Source organism: Nocardia gamkensis NBRC 108242 (assembly GCF_001612985.1).
Classification (GTDB): domain Bacteria; phylum Actinomycetota; class Actinomycetes; order Mycobacteriales; family Mycobacteriaceae; genus Nocardia; species Nocardia gamkensis.
The window spans coordinates 1-11,604 of sequence record NZ_BDBM01000093.1 but is presented as its reverse complement, the minus strand read 5'-3'; the positions used below and the strand labels follow the sequence as shown (position 1 = coordinate 11,604).

General features: G+C 64.2%; 7 protein-coding genes. 1 reads left to right on the top strand and 6 read right to left on the bottom strand.

The window, feature by feature from the left end:
• Positions 1–146: 146 nt before the first annotated feature.
• From NG1_RS34580 to NG1_RS34565, 4 genes are all read right to left on the bottom strand, one after another.
• Positions 147–1,058, bottom strand: coding sequence for a Wadjet anti-phage system protein JetD domain-containing protein (locus NG1_RS34580; protein ID WP_210751007.1), 912 nt, complete (start codon positions 1,056–1,058; stop codon positions 147–149).
• Between the two features lie 226 nt (positions 1,059–1,284).
• Positions 1,285–5,715, bottom strand: coding sequence for a hypothetical protein (locus NG1_RS34575; protein ID WP_062978053.1), 4,431 nt, complete (start codon positions 5,713–5,715; stop codon positions 1,285–1,287).
• A 7-nt stretch (positions 5,716–5,722) separates the two neighbouring features.
• Positions 5,723–6,535, bottom strand: coding sequence for a hypothetical protein (locus NG1_RS34570; protein ID WP_210751008.1), 813 nt, complete (start codon positions 6,533–6,535; stop codon positions 5,723–5,725).
• Positions 6,532–8,019 (bottom strand): hypothetical protein, encoded by a 1,488-nt coding sequence (locus tag NG1_RS34565; protein WP_062978051.1) that lies wholly within the window; start codon positions 8,017–8,019, stop codon positions 6,532–6,534. Before NG1_RS34565 ends, NG1_RS34570 begins: the two co-directional genes overlap by 4 nt.
• Positions 8,020–8,228: 209 nt before the next feature.
• Between NG1_RS34565 and NG1_RS38700 the strand changes: the two genes are divergently transcribed.
• Positions 8,229–8,369, top strand: a complete 141-nt coding sequence (locus NG1_RS38700; protein ID WP_245660185.1) for a hypothetical protein — start codon at positions 8,229–8,231, stop codon at positions 8,367–8,369.
• A 63-nt stretch (positions 8,370–8,432) separates the two neighbouring features.
• Here the strand turns inward: NG1_RS38700 and NG1_RS34560 are convergent, their stop codons facing one another.
• Both NG1_RS34560 and NG1_RS34555 read right to left on the bottom strand, forming a co-directional pair.
• Positions 8,433–9,026 carry an RDD family protein gene (locus NG1_RS34560; protein WP_062978049.1) on the bottom strand — a complete coding sequence of 198 codons (594 nt, stop codon included), beginning with the start codon at positions 9,024–9,026 and terminating at the stop codon, positions 8,433–8,435.
• Positions 9,027–9,561: 535 nt separating this feature from the next.
• Entirely contained in the window at positions 9,562–11,379 is a 1,818-nt protein-coding gene (locus NG1_RS34555) for an ATP-dependent nuclease (protein ID WP_062978047.1), read from the bottom strand.
• Positions 11,380–11,604 lie beyond the last annotated feature (225 nt).

The window sequence follows — 11,604 nt, the reverse complement described above, 5'->3', positions numbered from 1 at the left end:
ACCCACGTCGTTCGACCGACAGTGCAGGGCCGCACCTTGGCCACGGTGGCGATATTGCACCTGCTCGTTCCCCTCGAATGCGCTGGCGTCGGTGCGGGCCCGCCAAGTCCAGTGTGAATTTCGACGCCGCTGGACTCAAGCCTGGCCTACAGGTCGTGATGCCAGGAGTCGTTGTGCCCGAGCAGAACGCGGCCGGTGGCTTCCTGTGCAAGTCGGCTCCCTGTGACGAGGACCTGCGCCGCACGCTCACGGGTGTCCGCAGGAAGCCAAGAAACGCGTCGTTCGGCGTCGAGCGGATCGACAGGTGCTGACGCCTGGTTTCGGAGATCGTGTTGCAGCAGAAGCTGGTAGAGACCGTGTGCCGGCCTAACTGGTGGTAGTCCTGCGGTGGCGGCCACGACGTTGGCCCGCTGCGGGATTATCAGTCCGTCGTTGTCGATGTCGCCGTAGTAGGCGATGTCGCGGACTTGTGGCAGTGTGGCGATCCTGGCAACCGATGCTTCGAACGCGTGGCCGCCGCCGAATGCGGTGTAGCCGACGTTGCTGCGCTGTCGGGCCAGCAGTGTCGTGATGGTTTCGAAGGTGTCGCTGTTCTCAATGACCAGGACGGTGGTGCCATCGCCGATGCGTTCGCAGGCCAGCGGCGGCGGGATCCGCGTGGCGAACAAGGTCGCGAGTGTGAGCCGCCCAGGGGCGAACAGGGTCGTGGTCATCAGCGTGTCGAGGCGTTTCTCATCCCGGAAGATGTCCAGCGATCTTTCCCGCATGGGGATGACAGTTCGCCGGATGTTGTCGCCGTCGGTGTCGCGCAACCACCGGTTGATGGTTTTGAGGACTTCGACCTGTGGGCTGGTCAGTACCGCTGTTGCAGCCCATGCGAGTTCGCCTCGCCAGACGATCGATGCCGTCGCCGCCACGGACTTGATATCCAGCTTGGGGGGTGCCGGTAGACGCAGCCAAGCGGGCAGTCGTGGATGTGCGCGGTCCCATCCGTCGCTGCTGCGAGGAAGTTCGATGAGGCGGTGTTCAGCGAGTTCGTCGAGCAGTGCGGACAACACGGGTCGGCTCTGGGTCGTGCCGGCCGTCGCGGGGCACGCCTTCGCGAACGCGGCGAGAATCGTCGGCTTCGTGATGCGCCGCTCGGTGAATTCGCCTAGGGCCGCGGCCAGGTAGTGCGCTGACTCCGACAGCGGAAGCGGTTTACTTCGGCGCTGGCCTACCGTGCTGATCACCGGATGCCACCATGTGTGTCGCCGCGACCGGAGCCGCGGTGCCGTCCGGAGGTCATGGTTTCGCTCCGGGAAGGCGTGGCTTGGTCATCAGTCGTGCTGCGCTGACTCGTCCGATCACCTCGTCGTCGACGGGTGCGCCGAGAATGCGGTCGATGACATGCAGGTGTCGAGTTCCTGTCCGCAGGTCGGCGTCGTTTCGCAGGCGTATGCAGAGCGGAAAGGTTGCCAGCACTCGGTCTTCCATACTGCCGGTGGTGAAGATCAGTTGGACGCCGACCGCGGCGGCCATGGTCATTTGCAGGCTCAGCAGGTAGTCGGCACTGGCTTTGCCGATGGGGTTGTCCAGGATCAGCATTCCGCCTTGTCGGCTGCCGCGGGATCCGCGGCGCGTGCTCGCGCGCAGTGCGGCGAGCGTGCAGTACAGCATGATCGCACCGGTGAGTTCCTGGCCGCCGGAGAAGACGTTGGCCATTTCGCTGATCGAGGCGTACTCCGCCCGTGCGGACGGGTCGGGTTTGAGGATCTCGACTTTGAAGTCGCGTGGCACCGCCGTCGTGACGCATCGCAGGAGGAGGTCCATGCCCGGCAGGGCGGGGTGGGTGCGTGCTTTGTCATCGAGTGTTTCAGCGATTCGCACTGCCAGGACCTGAGGATCGGGTTTGGCGAATCCGATCCTCAGGATCCGTCGTCCCGCCCAGGCGCCAGCGCTGTCGGGCAGGCGTGAGAGCCGTTCCGCCTTCTCCAACAGCCCCAACGCTTCGCCGACATGGTGGGCAAGTTGCTCGATCAGCAGTGCCCGGTGGCGCTCGGAGTCTTCGAGGTCGGTGTCCAGGCTCGCGGTTCGGCTGGCGAGTTGCCCGGACCAGTACTCGGCGCGTTCGACCAGCGAGGCGGTGTCGATGTTGGTGAGCTGGGTGTAGGCCGGTGCTTTGAGAACAGCGAAGCGGGCCGGCCTTGCCGCGTCACGGAAGTCGGTCACAGCTTCGTCGACGGCGCGCTCAGCCTCGCGCAGGTCCTCGGCGGCGTCGCTGTGTACCTGGACGGCGTCCTCCGTGGCTTGCTGGGCCTGTGCAGCGGTGCCGGTGAAAGGCGTTGAGTTGGAAGGCAGTTCCAGTTTGCGGGTGGCCGATTTCAGGGTGCTGTGCACGGCGGCCATCTCGCGTGCGCTGCTTTCTGCCTGGCGCAGCGTGCGCTCGGCGAGTCGCAGTGACTCCGCAGCCGCGGCGTAGCGGGCTTGGGCGTCGGATAATTTCGCTGCGGCGCGCTTGGTGAGGAGTTCCCCGTCGGTGGGATCGGTGGGAATCCATTCGGTGTCCAGCTCGATCCAGGGCGATCCGTTGGTCTGACTGGCAGAGTCCTTCTGCTGGGCGAGGCCGCCAATGCGCTGGATCAACGTCTGGTAGTCGGTCTCGAGGGTTCGCGTCGTGCGGCTGATTCGTCGCTTGGTGGCCTCGATGGATTCGACGCTGCCTGCGTCGGGAGTCGTCGCGAGGTGTTGTGCCCGGATCCTGATCTCGTCACGTTCGGCGAGTAGCTCTGTGTCCAGGTCTGCCGCGGCTTGCTGGGCCTGTTCTACGCGTCGTCTCATGTCTTCGCCGACTTCGACGGCGCGGAATGCGCTCGCGGCCGCGTCGTATTCGATCTCGAGGGTCGGGAGGTCTCCGTGTGGGGTGGCCGGATCGAGCGGTTCGTTTCCGTAGATGACGGCGTTGAGCTTCTTCGTGGCGGCCGTGGCGTCACGTCGCAGCGATTCGGCGCTCAGGGCATGTTCCCTGGATTGTTTGCGTAGCCGCGTCGCTCGAGCACGGTGTTCCTCGGCTGTTGCGGACAGTTGTCCTGCCTGTTCGGTGAGCGAGGCGATTTCGACTGTGTCGAGTTCTGCGGCTTGCACGTCGTTGGCGAGTTGGGTGCACTCGCGCGCGATGCGCTCGGCGGCCTCGGCGGCGGCCTCGGCTTCTTCGACCGATTCGGCGAGTAGCTCGAGGTTGTTCACTGCCTTGGTGTAGGCGTCATCTGCGGTCTCGCGTGCCGATTCGGCCTCGGTGGCGCGCTCACGAGCGGCGTGCGCGGCGGAACGCAGCCGCTCGGCCGTGCTGACGGGATGGTCACGAATCCAGGTGTCGAGTCGGTCGCTCAACCGAGACGCCGTGGCCCGTCGAGCGGTGAGCTCGCCTATGGCGCGCGCACGCTCGTCGATGCGCGCTCGGGCTTGTTCGCGAGCCTGGGCTGCGGCGACAGGGTCGTGCAACGCCGGTGTGGGTTCGACGACGAACCCGGTCCCATGTTGGGTCGATGCGTTCTCCATGACCTCGGCGGTCGTGACCAGGACTGCGGCCGCGGGCAGGGGTCGACTCGATGCCAGGTGTGTCCTGGCCCGGTCCAAGGTGGCTTTGTCGGCGACGATGATGCCGTCGACCAGTGCGGGGTTGGATTGGATGATCTCGGCGTGGCGGCGCGGGTTGACCAGCTGCTCGAGGGCGCGCCAACCTGCGGTCGCGGCGATCTCGTGATCGGCCAGGTCGGCCACCAGTTCCTCGACGGCTTCGCGGGGTGGCAGGAGTGCTTCGTCGTCGACTGTCAACGCTGCGAGCAGACGGTGATCGGTGCGGTCGGCATCGGTGAGCGCGGACAGGCGGGATTCGGCTGATCCGTGGGCGCTCACGGCCCGAGTGCGCAAGGTCGTGACGTTCGCCTCCAGCCAGAGCGTTGCGTCTCCGCCGGGGATCGCTTCGTCGTCGTCGAGCTCGGCGAGTTCACGCAGCAGCGCCTCGCCGGTCAAGGCACGCGCGGCGGTGTCGAGGTCGGCGACGGCCTGCTCAGCGGTGACGGCGGCTTGGCGTGTAATGATTTCGGGTTCGATCAGCTGACGGGCGGTCTCCCCGAGGCGTCGAGTCTCGGCGTCGAGTTGCTTGTGCAGGCCCGTTTGCCGCTCCGCTTGCGTCCTGGCCAGGATCGCGGCAGCGCTCGCTCGCTGTTCGGCATCACCGACTGTTTCGTCGCGCTCGATCAAGCCCGTCTCGCGCGCGTGCGCGACACGCGATGCGACGGCGGTGACGGCTTGGTTGAGCGTGTCGGCCCGTGTCGTCAGCGTGATGGCCTGTTTGTCATCTTCGCGAGCTTGCTCATCGGCACGCTCGGCCTCGGCTTCGGCCTTCTGCTCCTGCTCGTCACGGGTGCGTGCGTCTAGTTGGTACTGACGCTCCGCGTGCACCAGCGCGCTGGCGAACCGCGCGCCGGCGTGATCGCGGAGCCGGCGCGCCGGTCCTGCGGCAGCCTCGGCCTCGTCGAGCATCTTGCTGGCAATCTGGTATTTCGTGTGCTCGGCTGCAGCCTTGAGGACCTTGGGAACCAATGTCCAGCCAGCGAGTTCGTCACGGTGCCGGTCCAGCTGTTCGCTGATGGTCTCAGCGTCGGCTTCGGCTTGCGCGTGACACAGTTCCAGGGTCCGCCGCCGTACTTCTTTGCCGATCAGCTCAGCGTGTGTTCGCTCGAGATCGCGCTGACCGGCGGTCGTGTTCAGGGACTCCACCTCGGCGCGGTCGGCATGGAGCGTCTGCTCTGAGCGTGCGACGGTTTCCCGAACCGCGGCCGCCAGCTGAGCCAGTGTCGTCGTAGCGGTGTCAGCGGCCGCGGCGGCGGTGATTTGTTCCATGCGCTTGGTCGCCAGGCTGTGGGCAGCAGCGGCGGTAGCTCGGGTGAAGTCGCGTTCGAGCAGCATTTGCTCGCGACGGCCAATGTTCTTGGCGTAGGCGGTATAGGACGCGCCGATCTCGGTGTAGTTCTCCGCGTCCATCGCCTTGCTCAGCAGCCATTCCACGAACTGCCTGCCACTGGTGGTCTTGAACGCCTCGGCCGCATCTCCTTCATCGACGTTCATCGCCTGCTGCACCGCGAACAGATCAGGTTCCAGGCCGAGTCGGCGAAGGTGTCTCTCCCAGTCACCTTGCTTCTTCTCGGTCTCCAAGGCCAACGACTTGTCCGCGGTGTTGAGCCGTGTCAGGGCGTCGTGGAAGGCGGTCATCGTCAGTCGTCGACCGTTCTGGGCGAACGGCAGCGTCGCCAATGAGGTCACGTCGTTCGGGCTCAGGGAGTAGAACAGTCGCTGCGGTGGGCCCTCTCCCGGCGCGAGCGCTTGACCGGTGAGCACTGTATGGCCGGTACGGACTTCGACCCACTCCAGAACCACGTGCGAGGGCGCCGACGCGGACACCACATAGGCGCGCAGGGCATCTCGGCCTTTGCGTGACTGCCGCTCGGGCAGCACCGTCGACAGCAACATGCGGATGAACACCGATTTGCCGCCGCCGTTCTCCAGTACCAGCAAGGTCGCCAACGACGGCCGCCGGAACAGTTGGCCCGCGGTCGGGATCAGGCTGTCGATAGGAATCGGGGGGCCACCGTCGGACAGGTCCAGTGTGACGTCGTCGTAGCGGGCTTTCTCAGGGCCGATGTTGTACAGCCGGACACGGTTGAGCTCATACATTCGGTGGTCAGGCTCCTGATTCGGGGACTACGGGGGCATCCGACGCCGAAGCTGGAGTGATCGAACCGGGACCCGCAGCCCCCGTGTCTTCCGGGGCTCCGACGGTGATGCCGAGCGCGGCGAGTTGGCCGAGCATCTGCTGTCCGGCCAACTCGCGCACGTGGATCTTGTAGCGGGCGGTGGTTTGATAGGTGCCGCCGTTCTCGTTGCCCGCACGGCGCAGCATTCCGTTGTCGGCCAGGTATTCGGCGACCCGTTTGATGATCGCGAGTCTGCTTCCGGAGTGAGCTCGAGCGTCCCCTGTCGCCGCGACCGGGTTTCTGCGCCGGTAGTAACGCCACATTTGAATCAGGTCCGGATCGTCGACGGGAACCCCGTCATCAGCGTCGGACTCTGCAGCACGACGTTCGAGTTCCTGGGCTGCCTGATCGACCAGTTCGTCCACGTGTCGGACGGTGACCCTGCCGACGTGGGTGTCATCGTCGAGGTCTTCGGGGCGGTAGAACGCCAGCGCGGCGATGGCGAGGTGAGCCAGCGCCGCGATCGGGCGGTGGTCGAGCTTGGGGATGTGGTCGGTGACGCGGACAGCGAACTGGGTGCCGGTGCCCGCCCCGAGTACCAGCCCAGCGTTGGCGTCAACGGCCAGAACGATCACGTCGAACCCTTGTGCCACCGCGTGTACCATCTGCGCGAACACGGGATCTGAACCGCACCGTTTCGCCAGCGTGGAGTACTCGACGTTGCGCAGGGGCGTGAGTCCCGGCTGGAACCCGAACGCCACCAGTTTGGCCGCCGCGGCGACATCTTTGATGGAGTTCATTCGGAGGGCCTTTCATGGTCGTCGACAGGTATCAGGGCAACTGGTCGGCTACGTACAACGAGAAGGTCGTCCCCGGCGAAGATCTCGTCATCGAGCATGCGTTGGTCGACCAAGGCCGCCAGGAGCGTGTCGTGGGCGAGGTCGTGTCGTGGAGCACCGAACAGGCCCAGGACCCGCAGCCCCAGCAGGTGGTCGAGGTTCTCGCCGCAGCGATCTGTGGCAGCGATCTGCCGTGCGTTGGCGAGTAGCGTCGACAGGCGGACACCGCTGTCGTCGACTCGCTCGAGTAGCTCCTCCACTCGCGCATGCTGTTCGTGCGTGAACAGCGCGATGTCCTCGACATCGCCGAACTCGGGCTCGATGATCAGCGAATCGTCATGATCGCTGTCGGCGGGCAGGCGCATCAAGCCCTCGACCAGGTCAGGAAGGTAGACAACCGCTGGTCGATGCGGTGAAGTCGACACTGTGACGAAATCTTCCAGCAGCGGTCCAACGTGGCGAAGCGGCATCGCCAACGCCGGTTCCAGGAGCTGACGTCCGAGATCGACATATGATCGGCTCGGGGGTGGGACGAAGGTCTGTCGTTCCTGTTCGGCCCGGAATCGTTCGCCGACCTGCTGGAGATTGGCCTGTAACGCGGCGTTTCGGCGCAGACATTGCTCGAGGATCTCGATCAGCTCCCCGGCCTGCGCCGGTGTCGCTTGCTCCGTGCTGTTCTCCATGATCCGCGCGACGTTGTCCTTTATGGCACTTTCAGCCCGGATGCGTTCCTCGATGTGTGTCATCGCCTCGACCTGCACGGGTTGCACGTCACGCACCCAGTCGACCGTACGTATGTCACGATGCATCCCGTCAAGCTGCGTGCGGATGTGCTCGGCGTACTGAACCGTGCGGCGCAACGCCATCTCCGCGGCGCGATGGGCGTCGATGAGACGCCCCCGGTTGACCAACGCGTCGAGTTTGGCATCAGCGGCGACCTGTTCGGAGGCGATGTCGATATCCACGGCACCGACAAGCACCGCGATCGCTTCGTTGGAGGCCCGCAGCCGCGGCTTCCCGTCAGCTCCGACGACTTCCCGTAACAGTTTGAACGAGAAAAGATGTGAAGCGTACCGACCGCCCACGGCCGTGCCGTAGACGTGGCTGAAGCCCCGATCGACGGTGCCGACGTTGATCAGACAGTCCAACACCCACCGAGCTACGGCGCCATGTTCGTCGTGGCCGCGGTCTGGAAGTTGCAGGGCGGCGACGGCGGCGACGGAACTGACCACGTCTTCTGCTCGAACTCCATCGTCGAAGTCCATTTTCAGCGTGACGGTGTCGATCGCGGTCAGCGCCAGCTCCTCCATCTGGTAGCCGGTCCAGTCTGTGGACAGGAGTGCCTTTCGCCGTTCCAGATCCAGGACGGGGTCCGCGACAGCCAGCGCCTTGACCCGTGTGGCCAATCCCAGTAGGTCGCGTCCTTTCCCAGCTGATTCAGGCATCCCGATACCTTCCCTCCCCTCCCGACCCGTTCACCAAGTCAGCGCACTGACGTCGCGTTCGCTGGAATGCCGCCCACTGCACTGGCACTGATAGTGGATCATGTTGTCGGTCAGTGTGTTACGCAAGGCCCTGTCCGCTGGCCAGGGCCGCGTCGAATCGCGTCCAGGCGAGCGGTCAATGGACCCTGGCACACGAACTCGGACATCTAATGCTGCACACCGAGGTCCGTGAACTCACCGATACCCACGAACACCAAGCCAATCGGTTCGCTTCCGAATTCCTTGCCCTCTTCGCGATGGTGGCACCGATGGTGCAGAACGCGCCGTCTCTACTGAACCGCTTGCAGTGAAGCAGAAATGGGGTATCTCACAGGGAGCGCTGCTGCCTCACTTCCTGCTAGCCGCGCCGAGGCTCACAGCCGCTTGATCATGTCCACGCGACCGGGCAGGACCATGGGTAGGTCGGTCCGCCAATGGATGTTGCGCTTGGTCGCGCGCACCACTCGGGTGGCTGTGACGAAGTCGTGCACCGTGCGGCGCGAACCGATCGGAAGTGCCGCAAGCAGCAAGCTCGCGAGCACTGAGAGCATCCCAAACACCGCGATAGTGTTCAGAACCCCCGATTCCGAATTCGCGCCTGACAGCGACATGAAGAAGAACGGACCGAAGATGATCGTCATCCGCACCGCCGCCTGCCGCACCTTGAGGCGCGGCCTTGCCCACTCCCCCGCCGGGACCACTGCCAACCCGACGAGCCCTTTGCCGAGGGTCTGCCCGCCCCGACGGACCAACAAGAAAACCTCCAACCCGACGTAGGCCAGGAAGTAGCACAGCCACACACCGACCCCGTAGAGAATTTCCTCATAGGTCGAATCCGTCGCGATGTTCAGCGGTACGACCACCGCACCAACGGGCACAGCCACCGCAAAGGTCAACACAAGGCAGAAGACGAGATCGAGGATTCGAGCGAGCAGCCGCCTCGGGAACGGGGCAGGATCGTAGGTCATTGACACTCTTTCATGCTTGCGAGGACTTCGAATTGTCCTGGAGCACAGATAACTCAGCATCCGGAGAATCGACCCGAACCGGCGTGGCGTTAGCACGCCGCCGCCGCGAGCTCGTACCCACAAGAAGTCCATCGACGTGCGTGAGCCGCATCGCCGCAACCGGCTGCCGGAGTTGGAGAACAGGTACTGCTCGCGGCTCCGGTTCGTCCTCACCACCCACACGACGGGACCGGGACTCCCGAGGCGATCGAGACCTTCTCCGGGATAGCGAATCGCCCGCGCAGTGGCACATACATGTCATACCCCTGAGGTACAAATACCATGACGGAAGGAACCCGATATGGCGCGTACCAGGAACGATGAGACGATTCCCAATCCGAATGGTTGCCGGTGGTGTGGTGTCGATCGGGAAGAGCATCTCCAGCGGTGGGCACCGACCGTGAAGTGGCACGTGTGGGTCGAGCCCACCGCCGGGCAACGTAAAAAGCGACTGCTGGAGCGGCGAGCTCGGCGTCAGCGGCCGATGGAGGACTTGTTAGCCAGCTAGCTGTCGCAGGTCGGCAAAAATATCCAGCAGTTCGCTGGGGACATCGTCGCGCTGATTGAGTCGCACCACTACCTCCATCAGCATTGCAGGTTTGCCTGAGGGGTGCTGAGCGCTGTGATCTCTTAGCATTCCCTCGACTGCGGCGCTGAACTTCTTTCCATCCCGCTGAACGGCGAAATGCTCGGGAGCCCAGCCGCCGGGGCGAGGCCAGGCTTCGTTCGCGGTACGTGCCCACGTCTCATCGTCGAACAGCTCCTCGAGCTCATCGACGTCGGACTTCTGACCTAGATATTTCGCGACTTTTTCCTTGTCGGAGCCGAAATGCCTGGTGAGACTATTGTCGCTGAAGATCCGGCTGCTGTGCTCGCTGTCGGCGTCGATCATCAGCATCACACTGCGGCCGTGTTTGTGGAGGTAACTGGCGAGTCTCAGTGCGCCGTCGTTGCCGCCACACGCCCACAACGCGATTCCCGCAGCCTGCAGCGACATGCCTTCCGCAAGGTTGAACAGTATCGGCATCACCAACTGTTCGGTCTCGCCCTCGACTGCGAGAAAGCAACGCTCATGCAGCAGAACGGAATTGCGCAGGCCGACCGCAGCGGCGATCGCTCCGAGATGGCGGTCGAACTCCGCGTGCTCGGCACTGCCCAAACGCTGAATCACTGTTAGGCGTGTACCGTCCAGCCTGAGCAACACGACGTCTCGGATATCCACTCCGTCGATCAGGTTCATCGAGTGGGTTGCGACGACGACGCTGACGTGTTCTGCCATCGCTTGGCGACGGATGATCCCCATGACGTCGCGCTGGAAGTGGTAGTCCAAATGTGTGTCCGGTTCGTCGTACGCAACGATCACCTGTACCGGCGACTCGGCTTCGGGATCTTCCTCACCGTCCGCGGTTTCGGCGAGCAACTCAGTGGTGCCCTCCCACACCGCCATCGAGATTCGACGGCGGCTGCCGCGGCCGGAATGGTCCAACCGCACCTGCTCCCCGGTCGCGCGCTCCAAACGCAAGGTCGCCGAGCGCAAAGCCCCCGTGAAACTCACATCCGGCTCGACCGTTACGCTGGCAATGTCGCCGCAACGGTCCAAAATGCGGTCGGCAAGCGGTTTGGCCTCGATGCGCATCCGATCGCGCGCACTGGTCTCCAAGTCACGGATCCGGCCCTGTACGTCGTCTTCGGCCACGTAGTCCTGGAATCGGAGCTTCAGCGCCGCACGGATCGCTGCTTCAGGATCCGCTGAATGGCCCTCGAATTCCGCGATCCGCGGCAGCCGGTCCTTCAAACCGGGCGGCATCCCGCTCCAACCTTCAGTGCTGGAATGCTCACGCCCGTACGCGGTCAACCACTCCTGCAGCTTCGACTTGGTCAGCTTCGTCGACGACTTGTTCCCGAACTTGGCCGCGAGAGTCTTCAGTTCAGGTACCTGCATCGGGGCGAGGTCCCGCAACTCCTCGTCGTCAGGCACCGGCCCCCAGATCTCATAGCGCGGCTCGAGATCCGCTTCGGCACAGCGCCGTAGCCTCACATTCGCAGGAAGACCGAACTGCTCCTGTTCCCTCGCATCCACACGGAATTCGCCTATCACCTCGGTGATCTCGCTCCGCCCACCGGACTCACCAGAGAGGTAGGACCGGTCCTCTTCGGTCAATGTATGCGCGCCCAAGAGGAACCCCAGCGCGCAGAGCGCAGCGGACTTGCCACCGTCGTTCGGGCCGGCCACGATCGTCGGACTACCGATCGGGATGTCCGCTACGTCGGCGAGCGAACGAAAACCACGCACAGAGTACGTTTCAAGATGCACTTGGCTACCGTCCAGGGCAGATTATGTCGTGCAGGCCAATTGGAGCGAACCAGCGCGCGAACCCCCGATCGCGCACGATGGTCGCTAGACCATACCAGTCTCGGCTACGTACGAAAAGTCGACGCATCGAGGGCGCTACAGCTAGCTCTGAACACGCAAGCAAACGACACGACCGGCTCGCTTCTGTCCCGATTCGGCGGCGACGAGTCGTCGAACCCAAATCCG